Source organism: Candidatus Gracilibacteria bacterium (genome assembly GCA_041661045.1).
GTDB lineage: Bacteria > Patescibacteriota > Gracilibacteria > UBA1369 > 2-02-FULL-48-14 > 2-02-FULL-48-14.
This window is the reverse complement of sequence record JBAZVE010000001.1, coordinates 818487-834889: the sequence shown is the minus strand read 5'-3', so window position 1 is coordinate 834889 and position 16403 is coordinate 818487. Positions and strand designations below refer to the sequence as shown.

Annotated in this window: 20 protein-coding genes; 8 read left to right on the top strand and 12 right to left on the bottom strand. The window is 47.0% G+C overall.

All coding sequences use genetic code 25. From position 1 onward, the window contains the following. Positions 1-76: 76 nt before the first annotated feature. The 7 genes from WC777_04100 to WC777_04070 all read right to left on the bottom strand — a co-directional run bounded on the left by WC777_04100 (position 77) and on the right by WC777_04070 (position 6136). Positions 77-841, bottom strand: a complete 765-nt coding sequence (locus WC777_04100; GenBank protein ID MFA6024367.1) for a helix-turn-helix domain-containing protein — start codon at positions 839-841, stop codon at positions 77-79. Positions 842-873: 32 nt separating this feature from the next. Then, entirely contained in the window at positions 874-1461 is a 588-nt protein-coding gene (locus tag WC777_04095; protein MFA6024366.1) for a hypothetical protein, read from the bottom strand. Positions 1462-1463: 2 nt separating this feature from the next. Continuing rightward, positions 1464-2267, bottom strand: coding sequence for a peptidase E (locus tag WC777_04090; GenBank protein MFA6024365.1), 804 nt, complete (start codon positions 2265-2267; stop codon positions 1464-1466). 126 nt (positions 2268-2393) lie between these two features. Beyond that, positions 2394-3005, bottom strand: a complete 612-nt coding sequence (locus WC777_04085) for a hypothetical protein (protein ID MFA6024364.1) — start codon at positions 3003-3005, stop codon at positions 2394-2396. Between the two features lie 25 nt (positions 3006-3030). Next, positions 3031-4323, bottom strand: a complete 1293-nt coding sequence (locus WC777_04080; GenBank protein ID MFA6024363.1) for an L-tyrosine/L-tryptophan isonitrile synthase family protein — start codon at positions 4321-4323, stop codon at positions 3031-3033. A gap of 35 nt (positions 4324-4358) precedes the next feature. After that, positions 4359-5048, bottom strand: a complete 690-nt coding sequence (locus WC777_04075) for a hypothetical protein (GenBank protein MFA6024362.1) — start codon at positions 5046-5048, stop codon at positions 4359-4361. A gap of 62 nt (positions 5049-5110) precedes the next feature. Next, positions 5111-6136 (bottom strand): hypothetical protein, encoded by a 1026-nt coding sequence (locus tag WC777_04070; GenBank protein MFA6024361.1) that lies wholly within the window; start codon positions 6134-6136, stop codon positions 5111-5113. Positions 6137-6275: 139 nt separating this feature from the next. Here WC777_04070 and WC777_04065 point away from each other — a divergent pair, with 139 nt between their 5' ends. Beyond that, positions 6276-7376: a hypothetical protein gene (locus tag WC777_04065; protein ID MFA6024360.1), complete on the top strand. Its 1101-nt coding sequence runs from the start codon at positions 6276-6278 to the stop codon at positions 7374-7376. Here WC777_04065 and WC777_04060 read toward each other — a convergent pair. Then, positions 7282-8136 (bottom strand): hypothetical protein, encoded by an 855-nt coding sequence (locus WC777_04060; GenBank protein ID MFA6024359.1) that lies wholly within the window; start codon positions 8134-8136, stop codon positions 7282-7284. The genes WC777_04065 and WC777_04060 overlap by 95 nt on opposite strands. 74 nt (positions 8137-8210) lie before the next feature. Here WC777_04060 and WC777_04055 point away from each other — a divergent pair, with 74 nt between their 5' ends. From WC777_04055 to WC777_04040, 4 genes are read left to right on the top strand one after another with little or no spacing between them, the layout of a single operon-like run. Further along, a complete protein-coding gene (locus WC777_04055; protein ID MFA6024358.1) occupies positions 8211-9002 on the top strand; it encodes an ATP-binding cassette domain-containing protein in 792 nt (263 codons plus the stop codon). Positions 9003-9031: 29 nt separating this feature from the next. Next, positions 9032-9778, top strand: coding sequence for an ABC transporter permease (locus WC777_04050; protein MFA6024357.1), 747 nt, complete (start codon positions 9032-9034; stop codon positions 9776-9778). 16 nt (positions 9779-9794) lie between these two features. Then, on the top strand, positions 9795-10208 hold the full coding sequence (locus WC777_04045) for an SRPBCC family protein (GenBank protein ID MFA6024356.1): 414 nt from the start codon (positions 9795-9797) through the stop codon (positions 10206-10208). Positions 10209-10216: 8 nt separating this feature from the next. Continuing rightward, the gene (locus tag WC777_04040) at positions 10217-11878 is read left to right on the top strand and encodes a hypothetical protein (protein MFA6024355.1); all 1662 of its coding nucleotides are present in this window, start codon (positions 10217-10219) and stop codon (positions 11876-11878) included. 15 nt (positions 11879-11893) lie between these two features. Here WC777_04040 and WC777_04035 read toward each other — a convergent pair whose 3' ends face one another. The 3 genes from WC777_04035 to WC777_04025 are packed head-to-tail and all read right to left on the bottom strand — an operon-like array spanning position 11894 to position 13138. After that, positions 11894-12301, bottom strand: a complete 408-nt coding sequence (locus WC777_04035) for a DUF1428 domain-containing protein (GenBank protein ID MFA6024354.1) — start codon at positions 12299-12301, stop codon at positions 11894-11896. A 23-nt stretch (positions 12302-12324) separates the two neighbouring features. Beyond that, positions 12325-12768 (bottom strand): SRPBCC domain-containing protein, encoded by a 444-nt coding sequence (locus tag WC777_04030; protein MFA6024353.1) that lies wholly within the window; start codon positions 12766-12768, stop codon positions 12325-12327. Then, on the bottom strand, positions 12656-13138 hold the full coding sequence (locus tag WC777_04025; GenBank protein ID MFA6024352.1) for a metalloregulator ArsR/SmtB family transcription factor: 483 nt from the start codon (positions 13136-13138) through the stop codon (positions 12656-12658). Before WC777_04025 ends, WC777_04030 begins: the two co-directional genes overlap by 113 nt. A gap of 97 nt (positions 13139-13235) precedes the next feature. On the opposite strand from WC777_04025, the gene WC777_04020 reads away from it, so the two are divergent. Both WC777_04020 and WC777_04015 read left to right on the top strand, forming a co-directional pair. Next, the gene (locus WC777_04020) at positions 13236-13808 is read left to right on the top strand and encodes a hypothetical protein (GenBank protein MFA6024351.1); all 573 of its coding nucleotides are present in this window, start codon (positions 13236-13238) and stop codon (positions 13806-13808) included. 30 nt (positions 13809-13838) lie between these two features. Continuing rightward, complete coding sequence (locus tag WC777_04015) at positions 13839-14318, top strand: VOC family protein (GenBank protein ID MFA6024350.1); 480 nt, start codon at positions 13839-13841, stop codon at positions 14316-14318. Here WC777_04015 and WC777_04010 read toward each other — a convergent pair. Beyond that, positions 14213-14857 carry a M23 family metallopeptidase gene (locus tag WC777_04010; GenBank protein MFA6024349.1) on the bottom strand — a complete coding sequence of 215 codons (645 nt, stop codon included), beginning with the start codon at positions 14855-14857 and terminating at the stop codon, positions 14213-14215. The genes WC777_04015 and WC777_04010 overlap by 106 nt on opposite strands. A gap of 73 nt (positions 14858-14930) precedes the next feature. On the opposite strand from WC777_04010, the gene WC777_04005 reads away from it, so the two are divergent. Then, positions 14931-16376 carry an ATP-binding cassette domain-containing protein gene (locus WC777_04005; GenBank protein MFA6024348.1) on the top strand — a complete coding sequence of 482 codons (1446 nt, stop codon included), beginning with the start codon at positions 14931-14933 and terminating at the stop codon, positions 16374-16376. The last annotated feature ends 27 nt before the right edge of the window (positions 16377-16403 follow it).

Here is a 16403-nt window from a genome sequence, read left to right as displayed (position 1 = left end):
TGCATTTAATGGGCCCCATCATAAGACAAGCAAAAAGAGCCGCAAGTTTTAAAGCAATCAGCGCCCAACAAACCTGTTATCTATTCCCAAGTTGTTGGGAAAAAGCTTTGAACTGGGCGCGCTGAATGTCGGCAATCGACTTAGATTTCACCAAGTACGCCTGAAGTTCCTCATCTTCAACACGGGTGAAAAAAACATAATCACTCTCATCGTTCAAAACCACGAATTTGTCCTTAAAATCCAGATTCAAATAGTTAATCTCAAACTGGAATCGATCCTTGTCCACCAGCCTTGAAAAATACTCGGAATAATCCCCCCAGGTGGTGAGAATCGCTTCACTTTTTGCGTGTTTCACCCGTTCATCGCGGAAGTTGTGCCCGGCCTTCACCCCACCTATACGAGGAAACAAGGATTCACAATCTCCAAAGTCCAAGCAAACCCCGTACTCATGCTCCGCCATAAACATAAACGCCTCATCGATTTGGTCTTTTGTGTACAGGGGTTCAAATCGTTCCACCGCATCGTTTCCCATCTTTAAAAAAGGCGCCATTTGTTTGAGGTCGAGCGCTGTTTTTCGCAGTTTTCGTTCTTTGCCACTGAGGTCTGCCACCAAGGCTTTGAGGGAAAGTGCACGAATGCCCTCTTTATCGCGAGCCACCAATTTGCGGTTCATGAGCTGTTCCACCGTGCGATACACCCCACTTTTGGAGAGCCCGGTACGAATCACCAAATCCCAGGTGCTGACCGCCGGCTTTTTAAGCAAACTCAGGTAGACCATGGCCTCCATTTCACTCAGGCCCGCTTCCAACAAGGTTTTTTCTAAGGATTTATTGAGACTCATAGGTTGAGGTCTAATAATGCATTGTATACTGCTTATTTCTCTTGTCCAGAGAGCGGCCAATGATCCCAATTCTTTCTACTTCGAAAGTTTTTGCCTGCAATAGGTCCAATTTTTGCATTAGGGCTGTGTCGGCGAACGACGGCAGCAACTGCTTCCCAAAACGCTGTAAGTAAGGTTTCCACTCTTATAACAGAACTCTCTTCTCGAGGGACTTCAGGAAGAACCGCATTGTAATTTTCTGATAGATTGGGGTCCGGGATGCGTGAATAGGGCAGAAACTCTTGGTCAAAAGCATGCCCGGCATTAAAGCCAAGCGCCAGACCATCGACTTCAACAGCAACCGCCGCAAGATCTCTTCGGAAAGCATCTCGAGCTGTGACCAAGGCTTCATCATGAGAAAAAGCAAGTTCCAACATGGCCCGATGCGGATACCAAATATACCCACCAAAATCAGGTCTTTTGCCCAAAATCCCATCAGGCTCTCTAAGAATATGCCCTGAACAAGTGAAACCCGTGTCCATGACAAAGGGTAAATCCCATAGAGCAGGAACCACCTCTCTAATGGGCTCTTCAAGGCGCCCAAGCAATTTCCCATAAGCCGCTCGTCTTGTGTTTTCCATAATTAAAATAAGCCGCCATTAAATCATCTTTCATGAGTGTCATCAAGTTGGGCTCAGCTAACCCCCTCTCTAGGAATCTGGCGTTCACAATACTTGCCTTTCTCATACCAAACCTGACTTGCTTCCGGCTTTCCAATAACTCGATAGTGATTCCCTTCAAAAATCACCGCACACGCATCGGGAACACCTAAACATTTTCCTTTAGACCGTTGCATGATTTCTTTCATACCCTTGGTACGATATTTGCAATCTTCCCTCTCACTTCCAAAATGTGGGTTGTGAATACCTTTCAAAAAACCAAGACCACGCACCCTGATGTATTTCGTTTCTTTTGAGTTATAAAAATGAAGACTGTCGCTGATCCCATACTCAAACCAACAAATGGAGCCTGCACTGACACCACAAAGAACCTTCCCTTGTTCCCAAGCGCGCTTGAGCATTTTATCCACGCCTAGCCTACGCCACTTCTTCATCATCTTTAGTGTGTTACCACCTCCGACATAAATGATGTCCGCCCAGTCGATCTTGGTTTGGATCCCTTTAGGGCTAGATTTTTCTCGGACAAGTTTCAGCACATCCACTTCACAGTTGAGTTTGCCTTCATAATTTTTCCTAAAAGCCGCTTCGTAACCTCTTGAATCACTACTCGCAGTCGGTATAAAAAGCACTCTCGGGGCCTTTTTACCCGTGAGCTTCACAATCTCACGATCAATTTCAATAGGGGTGTCAAACCACATATCAAGCCAACTGCCTGCACCTTCGCCGCCTTCTTTGAGATAACCACCAATCGTCACTATTGTTTTCATGAACATATCCTAACAATTTTGCTATACTTTCGCCATGACTCAAAAACTCATTATCCTCCGTGGACCTTTAGGAGTCGGCCTCACATGTTTCGCCATTCCAAACGAACTTTCTGAGGACAATTCTCTCTACCCTTCAAAGGAAGTAGAGAGCCTTCTAGAGATTTGATCACATAGATAGTCAGGCGTTGGAGCAGCATCGAACTGGCGAAGAATAGATGCCACCGCAAGGGGAGACTGACCGCTAAGATCTGCTCCATCCCAAGTCTGTATGGCATCCAAGATCGCCCGGCGACGCAAATAAGTTTGATGGACGACTGCATCCAGATCTTCCAAAAGAGCTGGCCTAAACTGCACCGGCAAAATATCTTCAGCTGCTGCTGCAACAGCTTCAGCTAGGGCCTGCGCAAGGGGACTTTCTGCCCCACTAATAAGATCATCACGAAAAGAAAGTATTTCCCAAAGAACAGGAGCATTCTTCCAATCTAGCCCAGTAGGTCCAGAAAGAAGCCGAGCTTTATCAATGAAACGAATAGCTTTATCGGCGTTTCCCCTAATAAGATCAAAACTATCAACTGAAGAAGGAGCCCTACGGTCCGATGTAAGTTTTTGGGCCTTGAACTTGTCTCCGCTGAAAAGCCATGCTCTAAGTCGCAACAGTTCTTCTGGAGTCACCTCACGCTTTAGCCAGTCCTCATAAGGAGGTTCACTCGGCTCAGCAAACTTTAATGTATAATCCATAAAAATGGGGGGGGTTGTTAGGTGATTAGATGAATGGTATCAGTATAAATCACTGAGCTTGAAAGTAAAAAGGGTGTGAAGACTGGGCATTAAGAAAAGGATATTGCTTAGATAAAGAGACACCGCGCAAAGTTCCTCCGACCCTTTGCATCTCTGCATTCTCTCGTTCAAGATCCACTCTAAATTCTACACGGACATCACCCAAAGCACCTACACTATGACCTCTGAAAGTACCTTGAATGTGGTGAGGAAAAGCCTGAGTTGCACTTTCACCGATGGCGTAAAGTCCAACCTGACCAGCCTTTGGATGGACAGTTGCACGGACTGCGCGTGCACCGGCTCGAGCCAATGCACCATCTGCTTTTACAGCATCATAAGCTGCAATATATTGCACAGCTACCTCCCAAGACCTACCCAAAATCCACTGTCTCAAGTCCATAGCCTCGGGATTGCGAGCAGCGAGCACCTCATCGGGGATCGCACTAAAAGCACTTCCAACCGTAGCTACAGAAAGTCCACCTGGAAGAGGCGTATAAAGAGCGAGACTGCGTTGCATCATACCCACTTGATCCCTAAGTGCTTGATCACCAGAGTCCAAGGCATCCTGGATGCGCCGCTGGTGTATCGCCATACTCTCTTCAATGCCTGGAGAATAGTAATCAGCTTCATCAAAAAGAACCACTTGGTCACTTAGACCCATTCCTTCAGCCATAGCTCTTATAGCCTCGTAATAACCCTGCCCCTGCGCACGAGTAAATCCAATGGCATCTGCGTACTTGGTCCCGTCACACGCCACAAGGACGCGTGCCCCAGGTTCATACACAGCTTCAATGGCCTTTGCGATCTCGTAGAAACGAAGGACCGAAGCATACTCTGAAAGATCTACTTCCGTTCCAGTCTGAGCAAAGGTCTTCAAAGGATTCAAAGCCTTATAGCAGAAGAAACTAAGAATGATCTCTACAGGGCGTTGAGCACGAATAGCATCTTCAATACGAGCCATAAACTCTGGTTTACCCTCTTCAATGAGGCGTACAGAACCCTTTCGGTAACGAGCCAAAGAAAGAATACCAAGAATCTGCTCTGCTTGAGCTCTCACACGATCTTCTTCAACGAGACTGGCTCCAATGGGATTGCGTTTCCTGACTACCTCTGCTCTTTGTTGTGCACTTTCTTCTGCTTCCACTACAAATCTTGAGAGGTCTAAGGTCCCCTCTTGGATGTCAATAGGAGCCAGTGCATCATCAGGATCAAAGGGTCGACTGAAACGATGATCGCTGATGCGAGCATCGGTACCGGTGGTGGTGGAAGGATTTTCCATAAAATAAAATGAAGTGAGTAAAAAGTGAGTAAAGGTTAAGTTCTAAATTCAGGCATTTGATCCAAGGGAACTTCAGTAAAGGCACTACCTCGAGTATCCCGCACATGTCCAGGAAGATAGTGAAGAGTAACTGTAGTTCCTGGCGCAACTCCTTTGACCGCATGAAGGTTGAATCCCAAGTCAGGAGCAGAACCTTCAGGACAATAAGCAGAAGCCATGATCCCTGGTCGATCAAAAACCACTCTTCTAGATTCTTTTACCGTACGCCGTACCGGATCCACTACATCAAACATACGTACTTCAGCAGCCCCACGAATCAACTCCTCATGCATAAAACCAGCTTCATGCCCGTGAGGGACCCAAGCAAATCCATTGCCCCACAAACCCAGCACTATTAAAGTTCCTCCATGGAGGTTCCCTCCAGGAAGCTCCGTAGGTTCCTCCATGCCTAAAATCACTCGGCCAAAAACTCCGTCCCGCATTTGAGGAATATTTAGTTGTTCCCACTGATCCTTGAGTTGCCCAGATACTCCACCTAAAACCGCTCTAACCTGTTGGAGTTCCGCTTGAACCATTTCAACAGGAAGCGTTGGATCAATAACAGGTAGCTGAGCAGCAAAATGTTCAAATCCAGGACGAGACATCCTCAATCTTGCTGGATAATCAGCAGGATGCAGACGGTCTAAAGTACTAGATAGATCGGAAGCCGAGGTAATCAACTCCATAATTCAAGGATTAGTGATAAGAAAAGTATATATTAACATGAAATTTATATAAGTCAATAGCATTATGCTTCGCCCATTCTTGCTCGAGCGAAAACCCTATTTCGAAGCACTAGACTCAACGGAGTTTCGGTTTTCATTAAGTCTTGAATTGCCTCTTCAATAGAGCGCTCAGATCCTGTTTGAGGACAAAGTCCCCCACTTTGAGGATAAAATGTGCCTTCAAAAGTAGTACCACTGGCCACCGCCCTCCCGAGCATGCGAGCAAAGATGGATCCATCTGCACCATAATCCATATGGTTTTGTCCACTGACCCAAGAGCCCCAGCCCGTAAGAGCCACCACAGGTTGAGTAAGGACTCTGCCTCCTCGACGGATGGTATCTCTGCGAGTAGCGGCGATCTGGAATCCAGGCAAAACAGCCTCAGCGTCTTCTAAAGCATCCGCAGGCACCACCCAATTGTGGAGAAACAACAAAGGCACTTGAGATGGAAGGCCTGCTTGTAGCCATTCAGGGGCACCAGGCGCAAATTCCACTGGATAAGCACCAATGTGACTACCTGTTAAAGCCTTTAGAGGGAAGTCAAAACCTGAACATACCTCTTCCAAAGGACACTGACTTGCCAGATCACTAGGGGCTTGAATGGCTTCTACATCCATTCCTTGCCGCAAACCGCGTGCCAAGGTAGCAGCAGCCACACAATTCGCCTGATGACTCATACAATTGAGAAGACCTGCCACTCGGGCGCAACGAGGGTCTCCCTTGTGCTTCATAAGAAGTAAAAACCGGAAAAGATCCACCATCTTAACAACTGTAGGGTGGGTATTGAGTCGGGACTCTCCTGTCTGAGGATCTATGACCCCGACATCCAAATATGAACCTGAAGCCTCAATAAAGTCTGCTTTGAGCATCGCAGCCATTAAATCATCCACGGAAGTGGTGTGCGCACTGAGCGCAGTGATCGCTAAACCATCTTTAGAATGAGGAATGTCATGGAAGGCTAGATCAGCATATTCCTGATCTTCTAGACCTTGAGTGGCGTTGATGGCGAGGACTTGTTTCATTGAAAATAAAATAGAAAAGGTTGTCATATTATAATGTTTTGACATCATTGTCAAGTTATTTCACAATAGACAAATATTCTTTGCCCTATTTCCAACTTGGAGAGTACAGGTGTTTGACAGTTATGGACGGACAGATTAAAATCAACCGCCTATTTTGCCTTATCACTTGAAAACTTACTTTGACCGCCAAATTGACCTGGACAGCAATCGAGAGCACCTTGCAAAGACAATGCTTATAGAGGGTATCCATCCCAATAAGACTCAGTTAGAGATAGCAAGGAACTTGCCAGCGGTACATGGAACCACTATAAATAGGCTATTGAGCATAATCCGTGATGGAGTGCTCTATTCCCATCGCCGTTTAAGAGAAGTTCACCCGGAAATTGTTGAGGACCGGTTGAATAATGCAACGGACCAGTTAGACATCAGTCTAGGTTTAGATAACTATGTTTTTTTGGGAGTGGGGAGAGTCCATCCAGCCGATGTTCAGCCCGCATATCTTCTCTTTCCCAATTCTATAATTGATGAAGAAAATGCAGTCATCAATATGAGAGAAATCGTGCATCATGGAGCACTTGTTTCTCCAGAGGCAATCCAGATAGCGCAAAGAACGGCTCCAAACCTAGACCCAGAAAATAGAAATACACAGGCTTCACAAGCATTCTTTTCCGAGTCTCTAGATAGCAGATACTTTAGAGAGGTATTCGCAGCATTTCTGGCACGATGGACTCCGACTCGATTAGAGTACGCGTTTCAATCGTCGTTCCCAAATACACCCATTGTAGGGGGCAGAGCAGCAGGCTGGGAAGGACCCCAATTGATAATCCCTAATGAAATTGCGGTGCATCGAAGTTTTGGAATCCTTCTCGTGGATGAATCGGACGATGCTCTGAGAAGAGTGGCAAGCAGCGGCTTTCCAAAAGAAAGCATTTTTCGGATGACTGAACTGCTCGCTCGTCATAAAAGAAAAGGAGACCCTGTGGAGGAATATCACAAAAAAGAAGGACAACGGAGATACCCATTTATAAACATGAACCTGCAAGAACTAGCTGGAAGAGAGCTGGGCCACCAATCAGAAAGTTTAGAAGCAGCACTAGAGAGTACCCAAAGGAAAATCCAAGCACTGCTAAAACCCCAACGCCATCATCGTTGACCACCTCGCCAAACAAAACCTACAAACTCAGCTCTCTCTCTTCAAGTTCTGCGCCACTATCATATGGATTGCTATCTTGCACGGTGCATCCCTGTGTATGTGGGGCACTTTTAAAGTCAACCGTCCTGGCCATTTCATCTATGCCAACCAGTTCGTAATAAGTATTTTCCTCCTCAAGAACTATGCGCTCCTCCCCTGTTTCTATATTCTTGACGACTATTTTCCCATTATTATTGCTTGAACCAGGACCACAAGAAATACTAGGTGATTTTTCGCTAGAAAAAGTAAAAATAAGCTCACTGTAATCCGAGAAAAACAGTGCAGTAGAGGGGGCCAACGGTTCCAGCTCACCTCCAGTACTGTCTAAAGTATAATAAAGGTATTCAGAGCCTCCATCGGCACCACAATTTGAAGGGGGCCAGGCACTTTCCAGAACGATTTTTCCGTCATCCTTTGACCAAGCAATGGGAAGATATATGTTTTGACAACCACCCGCTTTGGCAACAGGAATCCACGAAAACTGATCTTCAGAGCTATAAATATTCCTAACTTTTTGAGAGGCTAAATCGACCGTGTAAACATTGTAGACCCATGAATCACAGTTGCTTCCTTGAAAATACTTGTCTGTTAAGTAAGTACTAAAATTTGTCGCGCTTTCCGCACACTCGCTGATCTCACTATAAACAATTTTTTGGGCATTATTAGAAACAATAGAGTTTAAAAGAATGAACCCTTCGTTTGCTTTTATGCTTGTGTCAACAACTTCAGTTTTTAGTTCTTCGAGCGGCTCATCAACAACTTCAACAACTTCAACATTTTCACATCCCAAGAGCAAAGAAACAAATAGGAGGCTGGCAAAAATCTCTTTTTTCATAAGGGAAAATTAGCACATGGGCCTTGCCCCACACAAACGAATTCATTAAGATGCTTAATTACTAAGCACCTCCTATGATTCAAGTAAAAAATCTGTCTAAAAAATTTGGGGATATTGTGGCCGTGGATGACATTTCATTTGAAGTGAAGTCCGGTGAAATTTTTGGATTCCTCGGCCCAAATGGAGCGGGAAAATCCACAACTATTAAGATCCTCACCACGCTACTTTCCGCCAGCGAAGGCCATGTGTCGTTGAATGGTCACGATCCGGAAAAAGATCCGGACGCGGTACGGCGCTGCTTTGGAATTGTGTTCCAAGATCACAGCCTGGATGACGAGCTCACCGCCTACGAAAACATGGAATTGCATGGCGTGCTTTACGATGTTCCCGGCTCTATCCTCAAAAAACGGATCGAAGATTTGCTCGGCTTCGTGGACCTGCTCGACCGCAAAAACGACCTCGTTAAAGAATTCTCCGGAGGCATGAAGCGCCGTCTCGAAATCGCCCGTGGACTCATGCACCACCCCAAAATTATTTTCCTCGATGAGCCCACCCTCGGACTCGATCCCCAAACGCGCAATCACATGTGGACTTACCTCAAAAAATTGAATAAAGAAGAAGGGACCACCGTGTTCTTCACCACTCACTACATGGAAGAAGCAGAAAAAAACGCCCAGCGCATCTGCGTGATCGACCACGGAAAAATCATTGCATCCGGCACGCCTGGCGAACTCAAAAAACAAACCGAAACGGAGTCGCTTGAAGAGGCTTTTCTTAAACTCACCGGAAACAAGATCCGTGAAGAAGGCTCCACCACCGCCGACCGCAACCGAACCATGGCCCGCATGTGGGGCGCCCGTAAATAACCAGGCCCTTTCAAGTACCTTATACAACTATGAAAAAAATCTATATTCTTTGGCTCCGGGAAATCAAACGCTACCTGCGTTCCAAGTCGCGCACCATTGGTTCATTGGCACAACCTCTCCTCTATTTACTTGCGCTCGGCTACGGTTTTGGCAGCGTGTTTCAACAAGCCGGAGAGGGAAACTACCTCAATTTCCTTGCCCCAGGAATCATTGGTATGAGCATCATTTTCAGTGGCATGTTCTCCGGAATGTCCGTGATTTGGGATCGTCAATTTGGCTTCCTTAAAGAAACGCTCGTGGCCCCCACCTCTCGCCTCAACATCATGATGGGCCGAACCTTGGGTGGTGCCACCATCTCCGCCTTCCAAGGAGCATTGGTACTGGGACTTTCCATCCTCTTTGGATTCAGACCCGAAAACTGGCTCGGCTTACTCCCCGCTCTTTTGATCATGTTCCTCTTGGCTCTGCTCTTCACCGCACTGGGAATCATGGTGGCTTCTCTTTTGGAGGATATGCAAGGTTTCCATCTCATCATGAACTTCCTGGTGATGCCTCTTTTCTTCCTTTCCGGAGCCCTGTATCCACTCAAAGGATTGCCAACAATAATGGATGTGCTCGCTAAAATCGACCCTCTGTCTTACGGAAACGACGCCCTACGCGGCGTACTTCTGGGTACCAGCCACTATGGCCTCAGCCTCGACTTAGCCGTGCTCTCCGGATTCACTGTGGTCTTCTTAGCACTCGGGACTTATTTCTTTAAAAAGATTCAGATTTAATTCTTACAATCTACCCATGGAAAAAATCTCCATCCAAGTTCACATCAAGGCCCCACTCGAAAAAGTGTGGGAGCACTACACAAAGCCAGAATCCATCACAAAATGGAACTTTGCCTCTGACGATTGGCACTGTCCAAAAGCCGAGTGCGATTTAAGACCGGGAGGAATCTTTTCATCCCGCATGGAAGCTAAGGACGGAAGTTTTGGCTTTGATTTCTCCGGAACCTTCGACGAGGTCAAAACAAACGAGCTCCTCACCTATTCCCTAGGCGACGCGCGAAAAGTGGAAGTTCATTTTGAGGCGGAAGGAGCGGGAACAATTGTGACGGTCCTCTTCGACCCCGAATCCGAAAATTCGCTTGAACTGCAACGAAACGGGTGGCAGGCAATCCTAAACAACTTTAAAAAGTTCACCGAACAACTTCAGTAAAATCATCCATGCAGAAAACATGCAAAAATTGCTCGCAAGCCTTTGAAATCATGGAGGAGGACAGGGCTTTTTATAGTCGCATCGATGTGCCGGAACCGACATGGTGCCCTCCATGCCGTGAGATGAGACGAATGGCCTGGTGCAATGAAGGCATTCTCTACAACCGAAAGTGTGATCTCACGGGCAAAGCTATTGTCAGCGAATTTTCTCCCAAAAATCCGCGGAAAGTTTACTCCGTTCAAGCATGGTGGGGCGATGATTGGGACCCTCTCACCTACGGAAAAGATTTCGACTTCAATCGACCTTTTTTTGATCAGTTTCGCGAGCTCGAATTGGTGGTCCCCCACCAATGCGTGCAGATAGAAAGTGGCGACATCAATTCCGAATACACTCATCAAGCAGGTCAAAATAAAAACTGCTATTTCATTTTTCACGCCACTTTTGCCGAAGATTGTTATTACGGCTACGGCGTTAAAAAATCAAAGGACTGTGTGGACACGCATTACTGCCACGGATCAGAGCTCTGTTACGAATGTGTGGATGTGAAGGACAGCAATGACTTAGCATGGTGCCAAGACTGCACCGGCTGTTCCTCCAGTTCCTTTTTAAGGGATTGTGTGGGATGCATGGATTGTTTTATGTGCGTGGGTTTGCGAAATAAAAAATACTGTTTTTTGAACGAGCAACTCAGTGAAGAAGCGTATAAAAACCTCATCAAAGATTTAAATACGGGTTCGCATCAAGAAGTTCAAAAATACTTAACAAAGTTTAAAGAGCTCCAGGCCAAACACCCATTCCGCTATCTGCAAAACACCATGGTTGAAAACTGCCTGGGGGACTATCTTTATAAGTCCAAAAATGCACAATTCTGTTTTGACTGCAGCGACATTGAAGACTGTAAATACTTGAGTCAAATTCAACTCCACGCCAAGGACTCTTACGACATCTATCAATTCGGAATCAATATGGAGCTGTGTTACGAAAGTGCAATGGTGGGAGCAAATGTCACTAATGTTCGCTTCAGCCACATCGCGGTCGGCCAAGTTTCCAATCTCACCTATTGCATGCATTGCCACCGCAGCAGTGAAAATTTTGGCTGTTTCGGTTTAAAGCGAAACAAATTCTGCATTTTAAACAAGCAATACTCCGAAGAAGACTACTTTAAACTCAAAACAAAGATCATTGAATACATGAAACAAACGGGCGAGTGGGGCGAGTTCTTTCCCATCAAAAACAGCCCTTATGGCTACAATGAAACCACCGCACAGCTTTTTTACCCCACGACAAAAGACCAAGCGCAGGCCAAAGGATTCAACTGGGAAGACGATTTACCCGGCACCTACGGCAAGGAAACGCTCACTCAAGTCCCCGATAAAATCCAGGATGTGACCGATTCCATTGTGGAGGAAATACTTGCGTGCGAATACTGCAAGAAAAACTACAAAATCACGGCGCACGAACTCAACTACTACCGCAAAAAAAATATCCCCCTACCCCGAGCATGCTTCAATTGCAGGAGACTGAATCGTCATGGAATGAGGAATCCACGGAAATTCTGGCTCAGAAACTGCATGAACGCCGGCTGCACCCAGTCATTCCATTCCACAATCTCACCGGATCGTCCGGAAATAGTGTTTTGTGAAAGCTGTTATTTGCAAAGTGTGTACTAGCGCACCAAGGCGTCATTATCACTTCTCATAATGCACAATAGAGCGGAAGCCGGCGTAAGCCATGCGGCTGGGATCCATGGGCATTTCGAAGTCTTCGCCCATTCCAGCGGCCATTTCCGGGTCGGCCATCACCTTCGCATTCACGGCATCACGATCTTCGCGAGATTCGTAGATCACAAAAGCAAAAATCACCGTTTCATCCGGCCCCGTTTTCATGATGTCTGGGAAAGCGGACAGTTTCATTTTGCCCCCATCTGTGTGTTCTTCGGCAAAATGAGGGTTCAAATCGTCTCCCACGCATTCATAATAAGCCAGCGCTCCGTGCTTCATCCAGATTTTTCCCGCATTGGAAGCCATAGCTTGATACGCCGTCAGTTTGTCTTTTGAAATGGGCAAGACATAGCCGTCAACATAAGGTGTCATAGGAGGAGGGGTTATGAATAAGTTTATGCTAGCAAGACTTCATCCAAATTGCCAAGTCCCATCGTGAAGCCTTCTTTGAAGCCCATCTCGATGATTTTTTGAATGTCTTCAAGCTTTTGGAATTGGATGGTGACGACGACAAGCGTGGTCTCCCCTTCATCCTTAAATTCATTGCGCCAATGCATGGAAGGCAAAGCATCGGTCATGTTTCCGGCTTCATCCGCGAATCCATCGAAGAGTGAAAAACTATTTTCGGGATCGATGCTTTCATAACTAAGCAAGCACCATTGCTTCTCTCCATCGGGACCTTCCATATAATAGTGACACTGCCCGCCTTCCCTAAAATCAAAGGTTTTAACAATGGCCTTCCACGGCTTGGGCGCCCACCATTTTTCAAACAATTCCGGCGTGGTCCACGCTGCCCACACACGACTTCGTGAAGCGGCAAAGCGGCGGGTGATGGTCATGGTTTTCTTTTCAAAATCAGTTTCAAAAGTGGGTTCAAACATGGGGAGCGGGGTTAGTGAGTAGAGTATCGAGGGCCTCAAAGCGATGCCGCCAGGAGTCCTCGTATTCTTTAAGATAGTTGCGAACGACTTCAATACTTTCGGGTGCCAGGCTCACGATTTGTTGCTTGCCTCTGCGTTTTTTGGTCACAAGTTTTGCAGATTCCAGAAGCGCGATGTGCTTGGCGATTCCGGCAAAAGACATTTTGTACGGCTCGGACAGCTCCCCAATCGACATCTCCCGCACAGAAACGCGTTTTAAAATGTCCCTACGCGTCGCATCCGCAAGCGAACTGAAAAGCAAATCGATATCGGGAGTACATTCAACCATACAGTTGAATATTAGCGGGGCGAAGAAGAGCCGTCAAGATAAAATGGCCCGCCCTTGACACATAGACAAATCCATTCTTTTTTGCTAAGATGTGATCATGACTGAACCAAAAAAACCAGGAGAAGGGACCATTCAGAGTGTCTCCGCCCTTCCTCCCCCTCAAGAATCAGACGCGGAGGTTTTGGATAAATTGGCTCAGACCAAAGAAGCTACATCTGGTGCAGTAGGTGAGAGACCGGCTTGGTTCAAATGGGAAATCGACTTAGATCCAACCCTTCTTAAGGAACTGGAAGAACAATATGCCCTCGCGGTGAAGGGTTATAAGTCGAACTACCATCCAGACACCGTTTCAAAGGAGGATTATTTGGCAAATAAAGCCATTGGCCTACTCATGGATAACTTTTACATCATCTGCTTTGATGATAGGTGGCCAATAGCCAAAAACCTGAATGACCTGTTGACGGGCGGAGCTATAAATCTCCCCGACGGAAGTACCATCACCACCTATAAGGACCTCAGAACTCTGATTAGGAACTCATTCATTACAGTAGGGCTTGATATTGAAACGGGCAAAGCATTCGGAATCGGCGCTAAAAAAAACACCTACATCCTTCCCGTATTTTTCTATCTTCGCAAACTAGGGGTACCAAGAGAAATGTTGATATACTAAAATAGCCACAGTACCCTTAACCCCCACCCTATGGCACGCGTCAGTATTTATCTTAACTTTCCCAGAAATACCGAAGAAGCTTTTAACTTTTATAAAAGCGTTTTTGGAGGGGAATTCACCGGAGGCATTCATCGTTTTTCAGAAGTCCCTGCACAAGAAGGCGCCCCGGCACCCGCGCCCGAAGATCAAAACCTCATCATGCACATTGAGCTTCCACTTTTAGGGGACGCGGTGCTCATGGGTACGGATGCGCCTGAATCCATGGGCTTCAAAGTCACTCATGGAAACAACCTCTACATCAACCTAGAGCCCGACACCCTTCCCGAGGCGGAGCGCCTCTTCAACTCCCTTTCCGAAGGTGGAAAAGTTGAAATGCCTTTGCAAGAAATGTTCTGGGGTGCGCATTACGGTTCTCTCACCGACAAGTTCGGCGTGCTCTGGATGGTGAATTGCGCGAAGAAAGACACGGGATCCAGCCAAGCGCTCAAGGCGGACTCGCTTTGAACATAACCCGCCAACTGCACCGTTTCCCCGGGAATCAAAGCAAAGTGGAGGTGTTTGCGTTCTCCATCGGTTTCATTGGTGTAACCCTCACCCAGCACGCCCAATCCCTGGCCAAGCAAAAGCGCATCACCGACGGAAACCGTGACCGAGCCCATATCCAAATGCCCATAAAGCGCCAAAACCGGCGCTCCATCAAACCAATACTGAGCCACCACCACTCCCCCATAGCCGCTCACGGTGCGAGCCAAAACCACTTTCCCATCCGCAATAGAAAACACCGGCACCTCGCCGGTTAAATCTCCCGCCTCAATGTCCACTCCCGTGTGATAGCCGCTAAATCGCTCGGGCTGCACGGGTGAATTTTCAGGCGTGATGTAAGTTCCAAAAGATTTGAGTGTGATGCCCGTTTCAAAGTTTTCGATGGGGTACACCAAGGATACCTCGGACGGCGGTTCTTCCACCGGCGGCTCTTCCACTGGTGATTGCTCAATGAGGGGGCTTTGAACGCAAGCCGTTAAGAAGATGAAAAGAAAAAGTTTTTTCATGAGCTTATTGTAGCACAATTGCGGGTTTGACACTCTGGGCGTATGCCGTTAAAATCCAGCCTCCAAAAGCACTATGGCAAACACCATTATAAGTTTCGATGAAGTCACCTTTGGCTTCGATGAGAAAAAACCTCTGCTAAAAGAAGTGAGCTTCAATGTACGGGAAGGAGCAAAGATCACGCTCATGGGGCAAAATGGAGCCGGGAAAAGCACCATTCTCAAGTTGATCACCGGTGACCACAAGGCCAGCCGTGGCCAAGTGAATGTTTTCCCAGGCTATACCATTGGAACCGCGCACCAAACCATGCGAGCCAAAGACCGCGAGCTCACCGTGGAACAGTTCTTTCAAAATTGTTTCAGTGAAAAAAAGTACGATATCGGAAGGCGCATCGACGAAGTGCTGGACATCGTAAATCTTAAGGCTCCTCACGATCGACTCGTGAAGTCTTTTTCGGGAGGTCAACAAGCCCGTCTGCTCCTTGCCGCGGCCCTCATCCAAGATCCGGACCTCTTGTTGCTGGACGAGCCCACCAATAATTTGGACCCCGAAGGAATTGCTCATCTCACCTACTTCCTGCAATGCTCCCCAAAAACCTGCATCGTGATTTCCCATGATGCCGACTTTTTAAATGCCTTCACCGAAGGCGTTTTGTATTTGGACATTCACACAAAACAGGTCGAGCAATATGTGGGCGACTATTATGCCGTGGTGGAACAAATTAAAGCTCGAATCGAAAAGGAAAACATGAAGAACGCTCAGCTCGAAAAAGAGATCCTTGCGAACAAAGAACAGTCCAATGCCTTTGCACACAAAGGAGGAAAACTGCGCCTCGTCGCAAAAAAAATGCGCGATAAAGCGGCGGAGCTGGAAGAGTCCATGGTCGATGTCCGGCGCGAGGACAAAGCCATTCGCCCTTTCACCATTCCCGCTCAAGAAAAACTGATTGGAGAAATCCTAAAAATCAGCTCCGTCACTTCATTCAAACACCATGAAGAAGTCACCAAAAAAGTAAGCGTGTCTCTCCACAAAAACCAACACCTCCTGCTGTCCGGACCGAACGGCATTGGGAAAAGCACCCTCCTCGAAGCCCTTGCGAATGGGACCGCTCCCGGCGCACAAATCGGAAAAGATGTAAAAGTGGGATATTACCGCCAAGACTTTTCAAATTTGGATTTTGAAGATACGGTTTTGAACACTTTGAACAAAGCTACCAACTCCAAAACAGAACAGGAGATCCGTGCGCTTGCCGCAAGTTTTTTGATCACCGGTGACATCGTTCACCGAAAAATCGGCAGCCTATCGGAAGGCCAAAAAGGACTCGTGGCCTTTGCACGGCTTGTGCTTGAGGCACCCGGCCTCCTCATCCTCGATGAGCCCACCAATCATATCAACTTCCGCCATCTCCCCGTCATTGCCAAAGCACTCAATGACTACGAAGGCGCCATGGTGCTTGTGTCGCATGTGTGGGATTTCGTCAATCAAATACGAATCGACCACATCCTCGACTTGGAGAAATAAGCTTATCGCCCCTGTTTTGCGCGCTTC